Consider the following 19,282-nt stretch of genomic DNA (forward strand, 5'->3'; position numbering starts at 1 on the left):
CGCCGGCACGAGCGGACAACCCCACGCGGTGCGGGGCCCGTCCACGCTACCGTGCCTCCGCGGAGGCCCGTGGCCCCCTCCGGAGTGCGGTCAGTCCACCCTCAGCGCGACCAGATCCTCTCCAGGTGCGCGCGGGCCGCCGCGAGCTCGCGCTCCCACATGCCCTGGGCGTCCTCCCACGCCTGGCGCGCGACCTCCGGGTCCGCGGAGACCGAGGACAACCCCGACTCCTCCACGTGGAGGACCACGGTGCCCTCCTCCTCGGAGAGGGAGAACTCCACCAGGGTCGCCCGGTCCTCGGGGAACTCGTCCCCGGCCAGGGGGTACCAGCGGAAGGAGACGACGTCCATGGGGTCCAGGTCCGCACGCTCCACCAGCCAGGTCCCCACCTCAGGGTCCGAGACGTGGAAGAGGCCGTCCTCGTCCTGCACGACCTCGTGGTCGCCCAGGGGTCCCTCGTTGATCCACCAGCCGGGCTCGGAGACCAGGGTCCACACGGCCTCGATGGGGGCGTCCACCTCGGTGTCCACCTCGACCGTGTCGAAGTCCTGCCGCGTGGCCGGGTCGTCGTCGTCGTCGAAGATGTCCATGCCCCCACGCTATCGGGGTGGGGGCACCCATGGGAAGGAACCCACGGGGAGGTTTGGCGCCGATCCCCGGACCGTGCCCCGTCGGCGCGCGGGACGCCGTGCGGGCACGGGTGCGCGGGCCGGACGGGACCCGACCGACGCCCGGACACGGCCCGCCCGGCTCCCGACACCGAGCGACCGGGGTCCGGACGGTGACACCCGCCCTCCGCGCACTCCCTGGGACCTTGGTCCCGTTCGTGCCGGCCGTCCGACACCTCTGCGGACAGGGACCAACGGCCCGGTGCGGGACTGGACCGGCATGCCCTCCCACCTGCCCCTACGCTGGGGCACGGTGCGCCGCCCGTGGCGCCCGCAGACGTGACGAAGGAGTCCACGTGCGCATCGGAGTACCCCGCGAGGCCGACGACCAACCCCTGGTCGCCGCCACCCCCGACACCACTGGCGCGTTGGTCCGCCTCGGCCACGAGGTGCTCGTCGAGGCGGGTGCGGGGGAGTCCGCGCACCACCCCGACGGCGAGTACACCGCCGCGGGGGCCACGATCGTGGACGAGGGCGGGGCGTGGGGTGCCGATCTGGTCACCACGCTGGACGCACCGACCCCGGCCCACCTGGCCCTCATGCACCCCGGCGCGGTCCTCGTGGCCCGCCTCGCACCGGCCCGTCACCCGGAGCTCATCGAGGACCTCCGCGCCGCCGGTGTCACCGCCCTGGCCCTGGACGCGGTGCCGCGGATCTCACGCGCCCAGTCCCTCGACGTGCTCTCCTCCCAGGCCAACATCGCCGGCTACCGGGCCGTCATCGAGGCAGCAGGCGCCTTCGGCCGGGTCTTCACCGGGCAGGTGACGGCTGCCGGCAAGATGCCTCCTGCCGACGTGTACGTCATCGGGGCGGGCGTGGCCGGCCTGGCCGCCCTCGGGACCGCGGTGTCGCTGGGCGCCCAGGTCGCGGCGACCGATGTCCGCCCGGAGGTCGCCGAGCAGGTCGCCTCCATGGGCGCTCGCTTCGTGCCGCTGCCGGTGGCGGAGCAGAACTCCACCGACGGCTACGCGCGCGCACTCTCCGAGGACCAGGAGGAGGCGGCGCGCAGGCTCTACGCCGAGCAGGCCGCCCGCAGCGACATCGTCATCACCACCGCCAACATCCCCGGGCGGCGCGCGCCCCTGCTGCTGGACGAGACTGCGCTGGCGGGCATGCGCCCGGGATCCGTGGTGGTCGACATGGCGGCCTGCAACGGCGGGAACACCGCGCTGACCGTTCCGGGTGAGGTGGTGACGACGCCCGGGGGCGTGACCGTCATCGGGTACAACGACCTGGCCGCCCGGCTTCCCGCCCAGGCCTCCCAGCTCTACGGCCGCAATGTCGTCAACCTCCTCTCCCTCATGACACCCGGGAAGGACGGCCACCTCGTCCTGGACCTCGACGACCAGGTCATCCGGGCCATCACGGTGACCACCGCTGGGGAGGTCCTGTGGCCACCTCCCCCCATCTCCGTCTCGGCCGCCGTCCCGGCGGGAGCCGCCGGGGCCGGAGGCGCGACCGGTGCGGGGTCGCCCTCGTCGACGGGTGGCGGACTGCCGGGCGCTGGACCGGAGGCCGGCGCGGGGGACCTCCCGGGTGGGGTGGGGGACCCGGTGGCCCACGCCGCTGCCGTCGCCGAGGAGGCGCGCAGCGAGGCGCGACGGCGTCGACGACGACCGGCCTGGTGGGCCCTCCCGGGCCTGGTCGCAGCGGCCCTCGTGCTGGCCACACCCCCGGNCAGATCCCGGCCGCACGCAGCTGCCCGCCGCGGTCGCGCAGGACCTCATCCAGGGGTCCGTCGGCGGCGACGGTGCCGTCCAGGACCACCACTGCCCGGTCCACCAGGTCCGCCCAGACGTCGACGCGGTGCTCGACGACCACCAGGGTGGCACCCGTGCGCTCCAGGACCCGCTCCGCTGCCCGGCGCACCTCCGCGACCCCGGCGGGGTCGAGATTGGCGGTGGGCTCGTCCAGGAGCAGCAACCCCGGCCGCATGGCGAGCACGCTGGCCAGGGCCAGGCGTTGCTTCTGACCGCCGGAGAGCTTGGAGGTGGGGTGGTCCAGGGGCAGGTCCAGGCCGACGGCGTCCAGCGCGTCCTCCACCCGGGCCCAGATCTCCTCCCGTGGCACCCCGAGGTTCTCACAGCCGAAGGCGACGTCGTCACCCAGGCGCGCCAGCACCACCTGGGCCTCCGGGTCCTGCATGACGAGGCCGACACGGTCACGCGCACCGTCGGGTGCCCGTTCGTCCAGTGTGAGCGAGCCGAGCGCCTCGCCCTCGTCCTCCCCCCCCAGCAGCCCGGCGAGCCCGCCCATCAGCGTGGACTTGCCCGCCCCCGACGCCCCGAGGACGAGGACACGCTCGCCCGGGGCGATGTCGAGGTCGACGTCGCGCAGTGCCCACGCCTTGCGTCCGGCATGCCTCCAGCCCCACCCGCGCGCGCGCACCCGCACCCCGGGGGTGGCCCGGGTGGGGGTGGTGCGGGATGCGGGGCAGGTCACGGGTGGGTCCTCTCTGCGGACGGGGCTCGGTGTGCGGGGGTCGCGGGCCGACGAGGGCGTCGCCGGTGTCCTCTCAGACCCTCCCGCGGATCTCGCGACCCGCGGCAAAGCGGTCCAGGGCACCCGTCTGGGCGAGACCTCGCACCAGGAGCCATCCGACCAGCCCCGCGAGCACGATGCCCGTGACGACCTGGGCACCCAGGTAGATGAGGTTGTAGGTCAGGCCCTTGGCGAAGTTGCCGTAGAAGCCCTCGAAGACCCACGCGCCCAGCCCCGCGCCGATGCCGGAGAGGATCGCGACGGGCAGGTTGAACCTGCGGTAGGCGAAGACCAGGAAGATGATCTCGGCGCCCAGGCCCTGGGCGAGTCCGGAGTAGATCGTGGAGACTCCCCACTGGGAGCCCAGCGCCATGGAGACCACGGCGGCGAGGACCTCGACGAAGATCGCGGCACCCGGCTTGCGGATGACGAGCCCGCCGAGCACACCGCCCAGGTACCAGATGCCGGCGACCAGTCCGCCGACGCCGGGTGTCAGGGCGTCCACGACCGTGTAGGCCGCACCCCCCACCTGGTTCCACACCAGGAAGATGATTCCGGTCGCCACCCCCAGGATCGCTGCGGTGACCATGTCCACGACGCGCCACCGCAGGTGGCCGTTGGGTTCGCTCATGTCCGTGTTCCCCTTCCAGGACGTGCACGGTGCGTGCGCACATGGAAGAGAGCATGAGAGCCTTCCTACGCCGGTATGGTCCGGTTCAGGTTCGACGGTCGAGGGCGGGACGCCCTCCTCTCAACCCGGCTTCCCGGGTTCCCGTGGCACTGCGTGCAGTGTAGCGCAGCCGTGCGGGATGCCCGGGGGCGTCCGCCATCGGCTCGTCCCAGACGTCCTGCGAGCTGCTCGACGTCGGCATCGCGGAACTCTTCCACCGGCGCAACGCCTGTCGAGGCGAGATCAGGATGCTTGACGACCCGGAGCGAGGAGATAGGCCCTGTGTCGGCTGGTCGGCGGTGCCGTGGCAGTGATCCACCCCTCCTCGACCAACGTGCGCAGGATCGGACGCAACGTGTTGGCACTCCGTCCAGTCGCAGCAGCAATGTCCCGGACTGAGCTTGCTCGTACGGTGTCGAGGACGTCCAGGACCAGCATCTGGGCCTGCGTGGGACTGTTGGTCGTCCCGGAGATCTTCCGCAACCCAAAGTGTCCGTTGCCGACATCCACCAGGAGCCCGTCGGTGGTGAGTTCCGCAAGGACCTTCCTCGCGTCGTCAGAGTCCATGCCCAGACTCTCCTTCAGCTCAGTCGTACCGACCTGGCCAGTGGTGCGCGCCAACGACAGCGCTGTGTCCGCTGCGATCGGGCGCGGCGCCCCGGGCAGGGAGTCGAGCCACGAGCGCACCTCGGGATCCATCAGACCGAACCGACCCAGGGTCACCGTGACGTGGTCGATGTCGGACTTCGCATAGTCAGGTGCCGGCAGACCCATCTCACGCATGGCGTGAACCATCCTGGGGACGCCGGAACCCTGGTTCTCGCACACAGTTCCTCCCCCGACTGCCCTCGGCACGATGGTGAGCAGCTTCGCGAGCACCTCATTGCGTGACGAGGAACGTCCTTCGAAAACATTGGAAGCCGTGCGATCTCCCCAGAACCCTCCGGGATTCGTCACCTCGACGCGGTCACTGAACACGTCAACACTGACCTGTTGACCCCGGACCCACTCGCTGTAGTCCCTGTGCGTCACAGCATTGGTCACCGCCTCCCTGAGGACTTCCTCGGGGATCTCGGGAACATCCTGCCCTTCCACCCCTTTGACCACACGTCTGGTTCGCAAGTTCCTGAGGATGGCCCGGACGGCATCATCGATGGCCGTGGGCAGCGGTCCGTCACAGATCCTCCGGTCAGAGAATCGGACAGTCGGATCGAGGGACTTGTCCGTCCCGGGGTGAACACTCACGTCGATGACGAGCTGGGGGAACTCATCCTGCGGATAGGCTCCCAGTGCCAGGTACCCTCCCATGGTCGGATGCGTCTGCTCGGTGAGGACGTTGAGTCTGCGCAACACCTTTTCCGAGTCACCTTCTGTGCCGTCCAGGACGTGCGAGCCGAGCCTGCCCTGCCGCTCCAACAGACCTGCCACCAGATCCTGGGACAGGTCCCGGGCTCCTCGATTGACGACAGGCTCACGATCCACGCCGATGGGTCGAACGGCGGTCTGGAGAAGGTACACCTCATAGGTGGACAGGTGCTTGTCCTTGTCGTCGACCCGCTTGTAGCTCCCCTTCTGCAGCCCCTGGGCGACGACGTGGCAGGGCATCCCGATCCCGGGCACGCCCCGGAGGGAGTCGACCTCGACCACCACCACGGGAGCATCCCCGACCTCAAGGCGCCGGATTCGCACAGGGGGAACAGGAAGCACCTTCGGCACACTCCCCGGAGNCCGCCGTCACCCACTCCCTGCACACCCCGCTCATGTCGGTGACCAACGCGGTCTCGGGCATCATCCTGGTCGGTGCGGTCCTGCAGGTCGGTTCCTCGGACACGCTGGTCTCGGCGCTCGCCTTCGTGGCGATCGTGGTGGCCTCCATCAACATCTTCGGCGGATTCACGGTCACCCACCGCATGCTCGCCATGTTCAGGAAGGACTGAACCATGACGACATCCCTGCTCTCCGCCGCAGCGGCCACGCTCCCCCTCCCCGGGGTGCACATCCTGTCCGGCGCGGTCCCCGATGCCGTGGTGACCGCGGCCGCCCGGGGCAGTGTCCTCGCCTACCTCGTGGCCGCCCTGCTCTTCATCCTGGCCCTGTCGGGGCTCTCCCGGCACGAGACGGCCCAACGCGGCAACACCTTCGGGGCGCTGGGCATGGGCATCGCCCTGGTCGCCACCGTCGTCGTCGCCCTGACCTCCGACCCGGGACGCGGGGTGTGGGCCACGGCGCTGCTCATCGCGTGCGCCCTGCTGATCGGGGCGGGCATCGGGACCACGCTGGCGCGTCGCGTGGAGATGACGGGCATGCCGCAGCTCATCGCCCTGTTGCACAGTTTCGTCGGCCTGGCGGCCGTGCTGGTGGGCTTCAACTCCTACCTGGCCCCCGACGCCACGGCCCTGGAGCTCGGCGCCTTCCACCTGGGCGAGGTCTTCCTGGGCGTGTTCATCGGGGCGGTGACGCTGACGGGCTCGGTGGTCGCCTTCCTCAAGCTGTCCGGGCGGATCGCGGGAGCCCCCCTCACGCTGCCGGGACGCAACTGGTTGAACCTCGCGGTCGTCGTGGCCTCGGTGGTCCTCATGGTCGTCTTCCTGCGCAGCCCCGAGCACTCGGTGGTGTCCTGGGGTGCGCTGCTGGCGATGACGGCGCTGGCACTGCTGCTCGGTGCACACCTGGTGGCCGCCATCGGGGGTGGCGACATGCCGGTGGTCGTCTCGATGCTCAACTCCTACTCCGGCTGGGCGGCGGCAGCTGCCGGCTTCATGCTGGACAACGACCTCCTGATCCTCACCGGCGCCCTGGTCGGTGCCTCGGGTGCCTACCTGAGCTGGATCATGTGCCGGGCCATGAACCGCTCCTTCGTCTCCGTCATCCTGGGAGGATTCGGCAGTGACGCCGGGAGCCCGGGCGCGGCCGGGGGCGACGGTGCCGGTGGAGGCGCAGATGGGCCGGTCGAGCACCACGAGGTCGACGCCGCCACGGTTGCCGACATGCTCGCCGATGCACACCGCGTGGTCATCACCCCCGGGTACGGCATGGCCGTCGCACACGCCCAGTACCCGGTGGCGGAGATGGTGGAGAAGCTGCGCGGACGAGGGGTGCGCGTCGAGTTCGCCATCCACCCGGTGGCCGGGCGGCTGCCCGGGCACATGAACGTGCTCCTGGCGGAGGCCCGTGTGCCCTACGACATCGTCCTGGAGATGGACGAGGTCAATGACGAACTGGCCGACGTGGACGTGGTGCTGGTCATCGGCGCGAACGACACCGTCAACCCTGCCGCCGAGGAGCCGGGTTCCCCCATCGCGGGGATGCCGGTGCTGCGGGTGTGGGAGGCACGCGAGGTCGTCGTGTTCAAGCGCTCCATGGCCACCGGCTACGCCGGGGTGCAGAACCCGCTGTTCTTCCGGGAGAACACCCGGATGCTCTTCGGGGACGCGAAGGCCAGCGTGGAGGACATCGTCCGCGAGCTGTGAGCGGTGGTGAGCTCTGCGGCGGTGAGCTCCGGGCAACGGCCAGCTGCGGGCAGCGGTGAGTTCTGGGCACCGGCCAGCTGCGGGCAACGGCCAGCTGCGGGCAACGGCGAGCCGGCCGGGAGTGGGACGGAGCGCAGCGACGTGGTGCCGGTCCCGGCTCCTGCCGGAAGAGCGCGCCGGCGGATCACGGAACGGGCCGGGATGGGCACGCCGAGCCGCTCCCACCGGCGCCGGGCATGCCTCGGAGCGACGACCCTCGTCGAACGGTGGGTTTCTCACCGAACGGTGGGGGTATAACGCCACCTCTCGGTGAGAAGTCCACCGTTCGGTGACGAGCGGACCGCCCGGGACAGCTCCGCCCCGGATGCGGGCACCCGGGGCGGAGGTCGCGAGGAGGCCTTCGGTCAGGACAGGCGGGTCACCCGGTAGCGCCAGTCCTCCGGCCCTGCGTCCAGGGTCTCGACACGGTAGTGGGACTGGGAGGAGCGCAGGTGCTCGAAGAGCGGTTCGGGCTGGTGGGGGGCGACCAGGACGATCCCCTCACCGACGGGGAGCTGGTCGACGGCGGCAAAGAGGACGACCTTGCGGACGGCGCGCGGGATGGAATGGATGACCAGTTCCTCCGCGGGGACGGACGCCGGGACGGCCGAGCCGGTCGTCGCGTGCGCACCAGCCTGGTGGTGACCTCCATGTCCGTGTCCACCACAGCCACAGCCACCGGAGGTCTTCTCCTGCGCGCCGGCGTCCTTCGCCGGTGCGGCCCCGTGGCCGTGTCCACCACAGCCGCAACCACCGGCTGGGGCGACAGCACTCCCGTCAGCCTGCTCGGGGGCAGCAGCGTGACCGTGCCCCCCGCACCCGCAGGCGCCACCGCTCGTGCCGAGCTTCTCGGCGTCGACGAGCCGGAACATCTGGTGTCCGTCGGCCGGGGCCGCCTCGGGGAGGGTCGTCTGGTCGCTCATGGTGTGTCCTTCCGAACCGGAATGTCTGTGTGGGGTGCGCGCCCGCCCCCACCTGCTCAGCACACCCTAATCGTGTCCGTGTGGCGTGGCGCGGGCAGGGCTGCGGTGCCGGACACACGTCGCCGCGCTGGCCGGTGGTCGGCAGTTCAGGAGTGCGAGGGCGTCCCCGTGGAGGTCACGGTGGTCAGCAGGAACACACTGTCCTCCAGGGCCAGGACGGAGTGGCGTTCATGGGTGAGCGTCCACAGCTCGCCCGTGGAGAACTCCCCCTGGCACTGCTGGTCGGTGTCGACCCGGACACGTCCGCGCAGGACCTGCAGGGAGGCGGCCGGAGGCGAGTTGTGCTCCCCCAGTCGCGTGCCCTCCACGAGGGCGATCACGGTCTGGCGGAGGGGCCCGTCCTGGGCGACCAACTCGGAACTGCGCCCCTTCTCGGAGTCGTGCGCGGCGGCCAGGTGCAGAGCTGTCAGGGATCTCAGGTCTGCCATGGGGATCACGCCTGCTGGATCCGGGCGACGGAACCGTCGACCATGGAGAACTCGACCTCGACCTCGACGGAGGCGTTGAGCGGGAGGACTGCGACTCCCACGGCGGAGCGGATGTGCTGGTCGCCGAAGACCTCACCGTAGAGCTCGGACGCTCCGTTGATGACGCCCGCCTGGCCGAAGAAGTCGGGCCGGGAGGAGACGAAGCCCGTCACCTTGACGACCCCGGAGAGACGGTCGATCCCACCGGCAGCGGACGCCGCAGCCGCGAGTGCGTTGAGTGCGGCGGTGCGTGCGGCGTCCTTCGCATCCTCAGGATCCGCACCGTCCACACCGACCGCCCCGATGCACGTGAGCTCTCCACCCTCCATGGGCAGCTGGCCGGAGGTGCGTACGGTGCCACGATCCACCAGGGCAGGGACGTAGGCCGCGACGGGGGTGGCGACGGGTGGGAGTTCGATGCCCAGATCGCTCAGGCGTTGGGAGGGTGTGGTCATGACGGGCTCCTCGGAGATCGGCCCGGGGCCGTCCGGTCGGCCGGTCATCGCCCCGGGGAGGTGCATGGTCCGGCGCCACCTCAGTGACACCGCTCGCACCCACGGTAGTCGCCCGGGGCCGACAGCGGGAAACGGCAGCACTCCCCGGAGCCGCCGGGAGACGGTGTCCCGACCGGGCCGACCGGCCTCCGGCACGCACCACTGCCCTGAACCGCCGTGACAGCTCGACACCGCCCCTCCCCGACTCACCTCCCCGCGGAACGGCCCGGTGTCACTCCTCCGTGAACGGTCCGGCGCCCACCACACCCGGTGGCAGGGCGGAGCGCTGCTCAGAGTGGCTCCACGGACACCGGGGTCGTCAGCACACGTCCCTCGGGGACGGTCCGCCGCGCCCCCACGACCTCCACCACCAAAGGCTCGAGCCTGTCCTCCGAGGAGTGCCCGGCACTGAGGAGCACCTCGCCGGGTTCGACGATCCGCGCGAGGTCCCGTCCCGTGAAGGAGAACCGGTCGGCGTGCACGGTGAACGTGACCCGCGCGGACCTCCCCGCCGCCAGGTCCACCTTGGCGAACCCGATGAGCTGCTTGAGGGGGCGCACGACCTCCGCGCACGGGTCGGTCAGGTAGAGCTGGACGACCTCGGAGCCCTCCCGCCCACCGGTGTTCGTCACGGTCACCGCGTACTCCACGGTGCCGGCGACGTCCACCGCCGGTGCGGAGACCTCGGGGTCGGAGTAGGCGAAGGTCGTGTAGGAGGTGCCGGATCCGAAGGGGTAGAGGGGGCGCGGGTCGAGGTTCGAGATGCCCTCCGCGTACCAGCCCAGTGCCGGGGCGAGGTACGTGCCCGGCTGGCCCCCACGGGTACGGGGGACCGCGACCGGGAGACGACCCGAGGGGTTGACGGCGCCGGAGAGCACGCGGGCGATGGCCCCCGCGCCCTCGACTCCCGGCATGAAGGCCTGCACCACCGCGGCGCAGCGGCCGGCGTACTCCCCCAGCGCGTAGGGCCGCCCCGTCACCAGGAGGAGCACGGTGGGGGTGCCGGTGTCGAGCACGGCCCCGAGGAGTTCGCCCTGGCGTCCGGGGAGGTCGAGGTCGACCACGTCGCAGCCCTCCCCGGAGGTCCCCTCCCCGAAGAGCCCGGCGATGTCCCCGACGCAGACGACGGCCACGTCCGCCTCCCGGGCGGTGCGGACCGCCTCGGCGATCCCCTCGTCGGTCCCCTCGGTGAAGCCCACACCCGCGCACAGGAGCGGGGGCTCCCCGAGCTCCTCCGCGAGCGCGCCGGGCAGGTCCTGGATCTCGAGCCCGGTGCCTCCCTCCGCGGTCCGGGAGAGGACGTGGTTGGGGAAGGCGTAGCACCCCATCAGGGTGCGCACGTCGGTCCAGGAGGGTCCGACGAGGGCGACCCGGGTTCCGGGACGCAGGGGCAGGATCCCGTCATTGGCCAGGAGCACGACGGACTCCTCCGCCATCCGGCGCGCGATGTCACGGTTGCGTGGGGAGTCGAGGTCGCGCCCGGGATCCACGTCGGCCCCGGGGGACCACTCGGGGTCGAGCAGTCCCAGGCGTGCCTTCTGGTGCAGCACACGGCGCACGGCCGTGTCGATGTCCCCGACGTCGAGCAGACCCTGTTCCAGGGCCTCGTCCAGGGCCGCGAAACAGGTCGTCTCCGGGAGCTCGACGTCCATGCCCGCGCGCAGGGCCAGGGCCGCGGCCTGCGCCCGGTCGCGGGCGACGTGGTGCATGGACTCCAGGAAGCTCACCGACCAGTAGTCGGAGACGACGGGACCCGCGAAACCCCACCGGTCCCTCAGGACCTCGGTGAGGAGGTGGTGGGAGGCCGCGACGGGGACACCGTCGATGTCCGAGTAGGAGTTCATCACGCTGGCGACCCCGCCCTCGCGCACCGCCATCTCGAAGGGGACGAGCATGACGTCCTCGAGCTCACGCGGCCCCATGGACACCGGCGCGTGGTTGCGTCCCGCCCGGGAGGCCGGGTAGGCGACGAAGTGCTTGAGCGTGGCGTCGATGCCGGCGGACTGGAGCCCCTGCACGTAGGCGGTCCCGAGGGTTCCGACCAGGTAGGGGTCCTCCCCGCAGGTCTCCTCGACCCGCCCCCACCGGTAGTCGCGCACGACGTCCAGGAGGGGGGCGAGGCCCTGGTGGACCCCCACCGCCCGCATGTCCCCACCGACCGCGTGGGCCATCTCGCGCACGAGGGCGGGTCTCCACGTCGCCCCCCAGGCGATCGCCGCCGGGTAGACGGTCGCCCCCAGGGCCGTGAAGCCGGTCAGGCACTCCTCGTGGGCGATGGCGGGGATGTGGTGGGGTGAGCGTCCACGCACCTCCTCCTGGAGGGCGACCAGGCGTGCGACGCCCTCGTCGACGGGGAGGGGCGCGGTCCCGAACACGCGGGTGAGGTGCCCCAGGCCGAGCCGTGAGGCCTCCTCCCACTGCTGGGACCGCTCGGCGAAGTCGTGCTCCAGGGGGGCGGCGCCCGAGTGGCCCCCTCCCTGTCCGGCTCCGGGGTCCGGGGCGGGTGCGGCCAGTGAGGTGTCGCGGAGCCAGTAGGAGCCCAGTTGGTGCAGCTTCTCCTGCAGGTCCATCGACCCCAGGAGGGTCTCGACGAGCTCGTCGGTCGCCTCCCCGGCCATGTGCTGGGTGGTCATCATCCCTTCACCGCTCCCTGGAGTCCGTTGACGATCCGCTTCTGCATCGCGAGGAAGAACACGAGGGCGGGGATCATCGCGAGCGTGGTGAACGCGAAGACACCGGCCATGTCGGAGGAGTGCTCCGTGGAGAAGTCCGCCACGCCCAGCGGGAGGGTCCTCATGTCCCCCTGCAGCAGGAGCAGTGGGAGGAGGTACGCGTTCCACGACCCGACGAAGGCGAGCACCCCCACGGTCACCATGCCCGGTGCGGACAGGGGCAGGAGGATGCGCCAGAAGAACCCGATCCGGGTGGCGCCGTCCAGGAGGGAGGCCTCCTCGAGCTCGCGCGGGATCGCCTGCAGGAACGGTCGGAGGATCACCACCGTCATGGGCAGTTGGAAGGCCGCCTGGGGCAGTGCGACGCCCCACCACGTGTTCGCCAGGTGGAGGTCCTTCGAGATGATGATGAACAGCGGGATGATCGCCACCGAGGCGGGGAACAGGAGCCCCAGGACGAAGACCATGTACACCGGTTCGCGCCACCGGAAGGAGTACCGGGAGAGCGGGTAGGCGGCCATGATCCCCAGGACCACCACGAGGGCGGTGGTGATCAGGGCGATCGCCGTGGAGTTCAGGGCGTAGCGCCAGAAGGCCGGGTTGGACAGGACCCCCGCGTAGTTGGAGAACACCCAGGGATCGGGCAGCCCCGCGGGGTTCTCGGCGAGCTGTGCGTTGGAGCGGAACGCCGAGAGGATCGCGTAGACGACCGGGGAGAGCGTCACGACGGCCGCGAGGAGGCCCACCACGTAGGCCCACGTGTTGCCGCGACGCCGGGCGGCGTTGCCCTCACCGGAGCCCCGTCTGCGCTCCGCCATGCTCACCGGTGCGTGTGTGGTGCTCATCGTGACCTCACCTCCCTCTTGCTGCGCCGCCGGCCGACCTCGTCGGAGGTGTTGTCGCGCCGCAGGATGAAGTACTGGTAGGCGACGGCCATGACGACCGCCACGACGAAGAGGATCACGGAGGCCGCCCCGGCGATCCCGTAGTTCGAACGCTTGGTGCCCTCGTTGATGAGGAAGGTCGCCATCGTGACCGTCGAGTTGGCCGGTCCGCCCTTGGTGAGGATCCACACCATGTCGAAGAGCTGGAGGGACCCGATCATCGAGAGGAAGGCCCAGGTGCGCATGGTGGGACCGAGCAGAGGGATCGTGATGTGGCGCTGGATCTGCCACCAGGAGGCGCCGTCGATCTGGGCGGCCTCCTCCAGTTCCTCAGGCACCCCCTGGAGCCCGGCGAGCAGGAGCAGGATCGCCAACCCGACGTACTTCCAGGTCAGCACGACGATCACGGTGGCGAGGGCGTACCTCGGGGTCCCGAGGAACCCCTGTTCGGGCCCGGACAGCCCCACGAGGCCGAGCAGGGCGTCGATGACCCCGTAGCGCGGTTGGAGGAGCTGGAGCCAGACGACGCCGGCGATGACCTCCGAGAGGACGTAGGGCACGAAGATGACCATGCGCAGTGTGCCCTGGAACCGCATCTTCCGGTTGAGGAGCAGTGCGATCGCCAGCCCGAGGGGCAGCTGGATCGCGATGGACGCCACCACGATGACCAGGTTGTGGGTGAGCGCCTGGATGAAGACGTCGTTGCGCAGGACCGAGACGTAGTTGCCCAGGCCGACGAAGTCGACCAGGGGACCGTACCCCTTCCACTTGTAGAGGGAGAACTGGACGGCCCGCGTGATCGGCCACACGATGAACATCGCGATGAGCACGAGTGCCGGGGTGACGAAGAAGGTGATCTCCGCACCCTTGCGCCAGTCGGTCGGCCTGCGACGTGGCGCCGGTGTCCCGGCGGTCCCCTCCGGGACCGTCGGGACACCGGCATCCTGCACCGCGGACGAACCACTGCTGGTGACTGTGGTTGCGTCTGTCATGGAAGGGTCACTCCGCGTCTGCTGCGGCCTGGGTCGCGTCGACGATGTCCTGCGGGGTCGCCTGGCCCGCGAAGAGCAGGGCGATCTCGTCGTTCATGGCCCCACCGATCGCCGTCCCGAAGGCGGTGTCGAAGTAGAGCTGGACGTAGGGGGCGTCGTCACGCACCGTCAGGAGATCGGCGAGCACGGGGTCGCCCACCGCACCGGTCGCGGCGGGATTCGTCGGCAGGCCCATGCTGTTCTCCGCGAAGCCCTGCTGGACCTTGTCGGAGAGCAGGTACTTGGCGAACTCGACGGCCTCGTCGGGCGCGTTCTGGGAGACGGCCCAGGCGTCGCCACCACCCAGCGCTGCGGCCGGGTCACCCTGGCCACCCTCGACGCTCGGGAAGGCGAACCAGCCCGTGTCGTCACCGAGGCCCTGGTTGTCCTCCGTCAGGCCCTGCATGACTCCCGGCTCCCAGTGCCCGGCCAGCTCCATGGCGACCTTGCCGGTGGCCAGCAGGCCGGAGGCGCTGGTGGCGCCCGTCTGTGCGGGCGTCGTGAGGAAGCCCGGGTTGAAGGGCTCCTGCTCGACGAGTGCCTGCAGGTCCTCACCCGCCCGCACGAAGCACGGGTCGGAGAAGTCGTGGCTGGTCACGGCGTCGGTGAGCACCTGTTCGGCGCACTGGCGCAGGGCGAAGTAGTACCAGTAGTGGGCCGCCGGCCACTTGTCGCCGGCCCCGACCGAGATCGGGGTGATGTCCGCGGCCTTGAGCGAGTCGATCGCGGAGTCGAACTCCGCCATCGTGGTCGGGGGTGTGGTGATCCTGGCCTGCTCGAAGAGCGACTTGTTGTACCAGAAGCCGGCGACGCCCATCGAGAAGGGCAGCGCGTAGGTGTGCCCGTCGACCTGGAAGCCGGAGACGTTGCCCCCCAGGGTGCTGATGACGTCGGCTGCGGAGTCCGTCAGGTCCTTGGTCAGACCGGCCGCGACGTGGTCGGCGAGTTCGCCTCCCCCGCGTTCCATGTACACGTCTGGCATATCACCGCTCTGGAAGGCGGCCTCGAGCTTGGTGAGCATGTCCTCGTGCTGCATGGCCGAGATCTCGATCGTCACCCCGGGGTTCTCGGCCTCGAAGTCCTTCGCCACCTGCTCGTAGTAGGCCTTGCCGGGATCCGAGTTGGAGTTGTGCCACCACGTGATTGTGATGCTGCTGGCGTCGCCACTTGCGGCGCCGCTGGTCCCGCTCTCCATACTGTCCCCGCTGCCGCACCCGGCAAGGGCGAGTGCGGCGACTGCCGACACCGCCGCGAGGGCTGTCATCCTTCGTCCGTGTCTCATCGTTGAAACCTCCCCGTCGTCAGTGGTCCGCGTCGACAACACAGTCGAAACTTTTCGCGAACCAACCAGAGCACTTTTAGTTTAGTAGAATGACTAAGCAAGTCAACAGTAACGGGGTCTTCAACGATAACGAATGTGTCTCAACCGGTTCGACATGTCGAAATCATTTCGATAGGCTCGTGCCGAGGACTCCGAGGAGGTGCCCATGGGTACTGTCGACCAGGGACGCGTCACACTCGACGACGTCGCCCGGGGGGCGGGTGTGTCGCGGGCGACCGCCTCGAAGGCCCTCAACAACCGCAGCGACGTGGCGGCGTCGACCCGGACGCGGGTGCTCGCCGCTTCCGAGGCCCTGGGGTACCGGCCCGCCCTCGTCCCTGCCCCGCTCCCCTACCCGTCCGTGGCCCTGGTGGCCGACAACCTCGCCACCTTCTACACACTGGAGATCCTCAAGGGGGCTGTCTCCGCGGCCCTGCGCGAGGGGGTCTCACTCACGGTCTCCTACACCCCCGGCCCCCCTCCCGGGACCACCCCCGTCCCCCTCGAGGAGTCCTGGTTCGACCTGATCCACGCCAACCGGTACCTGGGGGTCATCGTCGTGACCACGCCGCTGTCGGACTCACAGCTGGCCAAGGCCCGTTCCCTCGATCTGCCCCTGGTCGCCATCGATCCCGCCAACGCGCTCCCCCACGGCGCCCGCAGCATCGGGGCGACGAACTGGAACGGGGGCGTGGAGGCCACGCAGCACCTCATCGACCTCGGCCACCGTCGCATCGCCTTCGTCCGCGGACCGGCGGAGTCGGTCCCCTCGGGTGAACGCCTCCAGGGGTACCTCTCAGCCCTGCAGATGAACGACCTCCCCGTCCTGCCGGAGCTCATCAGGGGCGACGACTTCACCTACGAGACGGGGCTCGAGGTCGGACGGGAGCTGTTGGCGCTGCCCCCCTCGCAGCGGCCCACGGCGGTCTTCGCGGGGGCCGACGCCATCGCACTCGGTCTCTACGAGGCGGCGCGAGAGGCAGGGCTGTCGATCCCCGGCGACATCAGCGTGGTCGGCTTCGACGACACCGACATGGCCGCCTGGGCGACCCCACGGCTGACGACGGTGCACCAACCCCTCCACGACATGGGGGCCGCCGGGGTGCGCCTCGTCGTCGACCTCGCCCGCGGCAGTGAGCCCTCGATGAGCGGGCCGGTCCGCCTGGCCACGACACTCGTTCTCCGCGACTCGACGGGTCCGGCGCCCTCCTGACCAGGCGGAGCGCGAGATGACGCCCCCCACGGGGAACCCTGTCCGTGGGGGGCGTCAGTCTGGTGGATCTCGTTCCCCGGTCTCCGTGCGGCCGACCGATCGCCGCACGGGTTCCCTCAGTCGCAGGGCCGCTCCGGAGGACGGGGAGGGGAAGGAGGGGCGCCGTCAGTGACTGCCCCGTCTGGAGGTGAGCAGATCGACAGCGACCGCGACAATGACCACGAGCCCCTTGATCGCCTGCTGCCAGGCAGAGTCCACCGACATGATCGACAGTCCCATGTTGAGGACGCCCATGATGAGGGCACCGATGATGGCACCGGAGATCTTGCCGATACCGCCGGAGACGGCAGTCCCGCCGATGAATGCTGCGGCAATCGCATCCAGTTCGTACATGTTCCCCGCGGTCGCGACTGCTGCACCCGCACGTGAAGTCGTGATGATTCCAGCCAGTGCCGCGAGGAACCCCATGTTGACGAAGACCATGAAGTCGACGCGACGGGTGTTGATCCCGGAGAGCTCAGCAGCCCGCAGGTTCCCGCCGACTGCGTAGATCTGACGGCCGAACTTCGTCCTCGCCATGACGAAGGAGTACACGATCACCAGCACACCGATGATGATCAGGACGATGGGCGTTCCCCCCGAGGAGAGCGACAGGAGGTACGTGATGTAGGCGATCACCGCACAGACCACAGCCGTTCGCACGATGAACGAAGCCACCGGCTCGACATCACCGCCCCCTCGGAGATCGGCACTCCGTTTGCGGACGCTCCCGAGGACCACTCCCACCACTGTCAGGGCACCGATGACGAGGGTCACGACGTCGATGTACCCGATGTAGCCCAGGAAGTTGGGGACAGAACCGGAGGCAATGGCGACGAAACCGCCAGGGAGACCCGACACCGTCCTCTCGACCAGGACGATCGCGAGCCCCCTGAAGAGCAACATCCCGCCGAGGGTGACGATGAAGGCCGGGACCTTGACGTAGGCCACCCAGAAGCCCTGCCAGCACCCGATGAGGATGCCGAGGACGAGCCCTGCGAGGCAGGCGAGCGGCCAGGACACGTGCAGGTCATACATGAGAAGGGCCACGACACCGCCGACGAACGCCACGACCGATCCGACGGACAGGTCGATGTGTCTGGCAATGATCACCATGGTCATTCCGATGGTCAGCACCATCACGTAGGCGTTCTGCTGGATCAGGCTCGCCACATTGTTGGGCGCGAGCAGTTTCCCGCCCGTGAGGATGTTGAAGAGCACGACGATGACGACGAGGGCTCCCAGGATGCCGTATTGCTTGAGGCTGCCCTGCAGCCGTCTGGTGGTCTCACTCATCGTGTTTCCTTCACTGGTTCCTTGGTCATGAGTTTCATGAGGGACTCCTGTGTTGCACCGACTCCCGGGACCTCTCCCGTGATGTGGCCCTGGCTCATCGTGTAGATGCGGTCGCAGATGCCCAGCAGTTCGGGCAGCTCCGACGAGATCATGAGGACAGCCCGCCCCTCGTCCGCGAGCTTCTGGATGATCTGGTAGATCTCGTACTTCGCTCCGACGTCGATTCCCCGGGTGGGCTCATCGAGGATGAGGATCTCCGGGTCGGTGTACATCCACTTGGCGAGAACCACCTTCTGTTGGTTTCCGCCCGAGAGCGATGAGACCGGAGCCTCGATGCCGGGCGCCTTGATCCGGAGACGCCTTCGGAAACTCTCCACGACCGAGGCCTCCTTTCGCGTCTGGATCACGTGATGGGAGATCACCTTGTCGAGGGCCGCGATCGACACGTTCATGCGAATGTCTTGGACCAAGTTGAGTCCTGCCGACTTGCGATCCTCAGGTACGTACGCGAGCCCAGCCCTGATGGCCTTCGTGACGGTGGATGTGTCGACCGGCGCCCCGTCTTTGAGGACCTCCCCTTCGATCCCGACCCCGTACTGGTGCCCGAAGACACTCATCGCCAGCTCGGTGCGTCCGGCCCCCATCAGCCCTGCCAGGCCGACGACCTCGCCCCGACGCAAGGTCAGCGATGCGTGATCGACCACGACCCGCCCGACGTCGATCGGATGGTGCACGGTCCAGTCACGGATCTGGAGGATCTCCGAACCGATGGCCGACTCGTGCTCCGGGAACCGGCTGGACAACTCTCGACCGACCATCAGGGAGATGATCCCGTCCTCGGAGACCCCTCCCACGCGGTGCATGTCGAAACCACCGACCGTGCGGCCATCGCGAAGGATGGTCGTGGAGTCAGCGATCTCACGGATCTCCCCCAGCTTGTGGGAGATCATGATCATCGTCACCCCCTCTTCCCGTAGCTGACGCATCAGACCGAGGAGGTGCTCGGAGTCGTCGTCGTTGAGAGCGGCGGTCGGCTCATCGAGGATCAACAGCTTCACTTCCTTGGACAGCGCCTTCGCGATCTCGACCAGTTGCTGCTGTCCGACGCCGAGGTCCACGACACGGACGTCGGGATCGACGTCGAGTCCGACCTTGGCGAGCAGCTTGCGAGCCTGTGATCGGGTCTCCCGCCAGTCGACCAACCCTCCCCGTCCTCTCTCGTTGCCCAGAAAGATGTTCTCCGCGATGGAGAGGTACGGGGAGAGGGCGAGCTCCTGATGGATGATGACGATACCGACGCGCTCGGAGTCCCTGATCGAACGGAACTCACAGCGCTCACCGACAAAGTCGATGTCGCCCTTGTAGGAGCCGTACGGGTGGACACCGGACAACACCTTCATGAGCGTCGACTTGCCGGCGCCGTTCTCACCGCAGATGGCATGAACCTCTCCTCGGCGTACCTCCAGGGTCACGTCATCCAACGCCTTCACACCGGAGAACTCCTTGACGATGTGCGACATGCGCAGGACCACTTCATCTGTCTGCATCGTTACT

General features: G+C 69.4%; 15 protein-coding genes, 2 pseudogenes and 1 riboswitch. Of the genes and pseudogenes, 4 read left to right on the plus strand and 13 right to left on the minus strand.

All coding sequences use genetic code 11. From position 1 onward, the window contains the following. Positions 1-101: 101 nt before the first annotated feature. Entirely contained in the window at positions 102-590 is a 489-nt protein-coding gene (locus tag BQ9890_RS11255; protein WP_075891584.1) for an SRPBCC family protein, read from the minus strand. Between the two features lie 374 nt (positions 591-964). Here BQ9890_RS11255 and BQ9890_RS16375 point away from each other — a divergent pair. Further along, positions 965-2,116, plus strand: a pseudogene (locus BQ9890_RS16375) (Re/Si-specific NAD(P)(+) transhydrogenase subunit alpha); the annotation flags it as partial. On the opposite strand, the gene BQ9890_RS17050 reads toward BQ9890_RS16375, so the two are convergent. The 3 genes from BQ9890_RS17050 to BQ9890_RS11275 all read right to left on the minus strand — a co-directional run bounded on the left by BQ9890_RS17050 (position 2,031) and on the right by BQ9890_RS11275 (position 5,508). After that, positions 2,031-3,233, minus strand: a complete 1,203-nt coding sequence (locus BQ9890_RS17050; protein ID WP_326844926.1) for an energy-coupling factor ABC transporter ATP-binding protein — start codon at positions 3,231-3,233, stop codon at positions 2,031-2,033. The pseudogene BQ9890_RS16375 and the gene BQ9890_RS17050 sit on opposite strands and share 86 nt — an antisense overlap. After that, positions 3,184-3,780 carry an ECF transporter S component gene (locus tag BQ9890_RS11270; protein ID WP_075891577.1) on the minus strand — a complete coding sequence of 199 codons (597 nt, stop codon included), beginning with the start codon at positions 3,778-3,780 and terminating at the stop codon, positions 3,184-3,186. Before BQ9890_RS11270 ends, BQ9890_RS17050 begins: the two co-directional genes overlap by 50 nt. A gap of 45 nt (positions 3,781-3,825) precedes the next feature. Then, a riboswitch (TPP riboswitch) is annotated at positions 3,826-3,935 on the minus strand. A 127-nt stretch (positions 3,936-4,062) separates the two neighbouring features. Next, positions 4,063-5,508, minus strand: coding sequence for an ATP-binding protein (locus tag BQ9890_RS11275; protein ID WP_143226322.1), 1,446 nt, complete (start codon positions 5,506-5,508; stop codon positions 4,063-4,065). A 44-nt stretch (positions 5,509-5,552) separates the two neighbouring features. Between BQ9890_RS11275 and BQ9890_RS11280 the strand changes: the two are divergent. Together BQ9890_RS11280 and pntB are read left to right on the plus strand one after the other, a co-directional pair. Continuing rightward, positions 5,553-5,756: pseudogene (locus BQ9890_RS11280) on the plus strand (proton-translocating transhydrogenase family protein); the annotation flags it as partial. 3 nt (positions 5,757-5,759) lie between these two features. After that, positions 5,760-7,289: a Re/Si-specific NAD(P)(+) transhydrogenase subunit beta gene (gene pntB, locus BQ9890_RS11285; RefSeq protein WP_078062406.1), complete on the plus strand. Its 1,530-nt coding sequence runs from the start codon at positions 5,760-5,762 to the stop codon at positions 7,287-7,289. A 404-nt stretch (positions 7,290-7,693) separates the two neighbouring features. Here the strand turns inward: pntB and BQ9890_RS11290 are convergent, their stop codons facing one another. The 7 genes from BQ9890_RS11290 to BQ9890_RS11320 all read right to left on the minus strand — a co-directional run bounded on the left by BQ9890_RS11290 (position 7,694) and on the right by BQ9890_RS11320 (position 15,123). Beyond that, positions 7,694-8,251: a DUF2249 domain-containing protein gene (locus BQ9890_RS11290; protein WP_075891586.1), complete on the minus strand. Its 558-nt coding sequence runs from the start codon at positions 8,249-8,251 to the stop codon at positions 7,694-7,696. A gap of 146 nt (positions 8,252-8,397) precedes the next feature. After that, positions 8,398-8,739 carry a cupin domain-containing protein gene (locus BQ9890_RS11295; RefSeq protein WP_075893110.1) on the minus strand — a complete coding sequence of 114 codons (342 nt, stop codon included), beginning with the start codon at positions 8,737-8,739 and terminating at the stop codon, positions 8,398-8,400. A gap of 5 nt (positions 8,740-8,744) precedes the next feature. Then, the gene (locus BQ9890_RS11300) at positions 8,745-9,233 is read right to left on the minus strand and encodes a RidA family protein (RefSeq protein ID WP_075893112.1); all 489 of its coding nucleotides are present in this window, start codon (positions 9,231-9,233) and stop codon (positions 8,745-8,747) included. A 329-nt stretch (positions 9,234-9,562) separates the two neighbouring features. Then, on the minus strand, positions 9,563-11,905 hold the full coding sequence (locus tag BQ9890_RS11305; RefSeq protein WP_075893114.1) for a glycoside hydrolase family 3 N-terminal domain-containing protein: 2,343 nt from the start codon (positions 11,903-11,905) through the stop codon (positions 9,563-9,565). After that, positions 11,905-12,789: a carbohydrate ABC transporter permease gene (locus tag BQ9890_RS11310; protein ID WP_078062407.1), complete on the minus strand. Its 885-nt coding sequence runs from the start codon at positions 12,787-12,789 to the stop codon at positions 11,905-11,907. Before BQ9890_RS11310 ends, BQ9890_RS11305 begins: the two co-directional genes overlap by 1 nt. After that, positions 12,786-13,820: a carbohydrate ABC transporter permease gene (locus BQ9890_RS11315; protein ID WP_052450496.1), complete on the minus strand. Its 1,035-nt coding sequence runs from the start codon at positions 13,818-13,820 to the stop codon at positions 12,786-12,788. The genes BQ9890_RS11310 and BQ9890_RS11315 overlap by 4 nt, the downstream gene beginning before the upstream one ends. Positions 13,821-13,827: 7 nt before the next feature. Beyond that, positions 13,828-15,123 carry an extracellular solute-binding protein gene (locus BQ9890_RS11320; protein ID WP_230297914.1) on the minus strand — a complete coding sequence of 432 codons (1,296 nt, stop codon included), beginning with the start codon at positions 15,121-15,123 and terminating at the stop codon, positions 13,828-13,830. Between the two features lie 223 nt (positions 15,124-15,346). Here BQ9890_RS11320 and BQ9890_RS11325 point away from each other — a divergent pair, with 223 nt between their 5' ends. Continuing rightward, the gene (locus tag BQ9890_RS11325) at positions 15,347-16,393 is read left to right on the plus strand and encodes a LacI family DNA-binding transcriptional regulator (RefSeq protein WP_075891590.1); all 1,047 of its coding nucleotides are present in this window, start codon (positions 15,347-15,349) and stop codon (positions 16,391-16,393) included. A 165-nt stretch (positions 16,394-16,558) separates the two neighbouring features. Here the strand turns inward: BQ9890_RS11325 and mmsB are convergent, their stop codons facing one another. Both mmsB and BQ9890_RS11335 read right to left on the minus strand, forming a co-directional pair. Beyond that, entirely contained in the window at positions 16,559-17,728 is a 1,170-nt protein-coding gene (mmsB, locus tag BQ9890_RS11330) for a multiple monosaccharide ABC transporter permease (protein WP_075891592.1), read from the minus strand. Continuing rightward, positions 17,725-19,275 carry a sugar ABC transporter ATP-binding protein gene (locus BQ9890_RS11335; protein ID WP_075891594.1) on the minus strand — a complete coding sequence of 517 codons (1,551 nt, stop codon included), beginning with the start codon at positions 19,273-19,275 and terminating at the stop codon, positions 17,725-17,727. Before BQ9890_RS11335 ends, mmsB begins: the two co-directional genes overlap by 4 nt. Positions 19,276-19,282: the final 7 nt, after the last annotated feature.

The organism is Actinomyces provencensis (assembly GCF_900155435.1).
GTDB classification, from domain to species: Bacteria; Actinomycetota; Actinomycetes; order Actinomycetales; family Actinomycetaceae; genus Pauljensenia; species Pauljensenia provencensis.

What these genes read in the sequence shown, in the direction of transcription:
- BQ9890_RS11270 (WP_075891577.1), bottom strand. Translation starts at nt 3,780, where the DNA reads ATGAGCGAACCCAACGGCCACCTGCGGTGGCGCGTCGTGGACATGGTC.
- BQ9890_RS11315 (WP_052450496.1), bottom strand. Translation starts at nt 13,820, where the DNA reads ATGACAGACGCAACCACAGTCACCAGCAGTGGTTCGTCCGCGGTGCAG.
- BQ9890_RS11290 (WP_075891586.1), bottom strand. Translation starts at nt 8,251, where the DNA reads ATGAGCGACCAGACGACCCTCCCCGAGGCGGCCCCGGCCGACGGACAC.
- mmsB (WP_075891592.1), bottom strand. Translation starts at nt 17,728, where the DNA reads ATGAGTGAGACCACCAGACGGCTGCAGGGCAGCCTCAAGCAATACGGC.
- BQ9890_RS11295 (WP_075893110.1), bottom strand. Translation starts at nt 8,739, where the DNA reads ATGGCAGACCTGAGATCCCTGACAGCTCTGCACCTGGCCGCCGCGCAC.
- BQ9890_RS11305 (WP_075893114.1), bottom strand. Translation starts at nt 11,905, where the DNA reads ATGACCACCCAGCACATGGCCGGGGAGGCGACCGACGAGCTCGTCGAG.
- BQ9890_RS11310 (WP_078062407.1), bottom strand. Translation starts at nt 12,789, where the DNA reads ATGAGCACCACACACGCACCGGTGAGCATGGCGGAGCGCAGACGGGGC.
- BQ9890_RS11255 (WP_075891584.1), bottom strand. Translation starts at nt 590, where the DNA reads ATGGACATCTTCGACGACGACGACGACCCGGCCACGCGGCAGGACTTC.
- BQ9890_RS11325 (WP_075891590.1), top strand. Translation starts at nt 15,347, where the DNA reads ATGGGTACTGTCGACCAGGGACGCGTCACACTCGACGACGTCGCCCGG.
- BQ9890_RS11300 (WP_075893112.1), bottom strand. Translation starts at nt 9,233, where the DNA reads ATGACCACACCCTCCCAACGCCTGAGCGATCTGGGCATCGAACTCCCA.
- BQ9890_RS11320 (WP_230297914.1), bottom strand. Translation starts at nt 15,123, where the DNA reads ATGACAGCCCTCGCGGCGGTGTCGGCAGTCGCCGCACTCGCCCTTGCC.
- BQ9890_RS11335 (WP_075891594.1), bottom strand. Translation starts at nt 19,275, where the DNA reads ATGCAGACAGATGAAGTGGTCCTGCGCATGTCGCACATCGTCAAGGAG.
- pntB (WP_078062406.1), top strand. Translation starts at nt 5,760, where the DNA reads ATGACGACATCCCTGCTCTCCGCCGCAGCGGCCACGCTCCCCCTCCCC.